This window comes from Paraburkholderia sp. BR13439 (genome assembly GCF_040948805.1).
GTDB classification, from domain to species: Bacteria; Pseudomonadota; Gammaproteobacteria; order Burkholderiales; family Burkholderiaceae; genus Paraburkholderia; species Paraburkholderia youngii.
Genome location: NZ_JBFPKN010000251.1, coordinates 1 through 208 on the forward strand (window position 1 = coordinate 1; position 208 = coordinate 208).

At 65.9% G+C, this 208-nt stretch carries 1 protein-coding gene; it reads right to left on the reverse strand.

The window, feature by feature from the left end:
- A partial coding sequence (locus AB3X96_RS43075) for an AMP-binding protein (RefSeq protein WP_368594476.1) occupies positions 1-208 on the reverse strand: 208 nt, incomplete at both ends.

A 208-nucleotide genomic window follows, 5' to 3' on the forward strand; every position in this document is an offset into this window, starting at 1 on the left:
TCGACAAAGGGACTGCCGATGAACCGCTCCGCGGTCAGCTCGGGCCGGTTCAGATAACCGCGCGCCACCCCCGCCCCGCCAACGTAGAGCTCCCCGACCGCGCCAAACGGAACCGGCGCACCGTGTCCGTCAAGCAGATACACCCGCGTGTTCGCAATCGGACGGCCGATCGGGACAATGGCGCCATCAAACTCATCCGGACAACTCC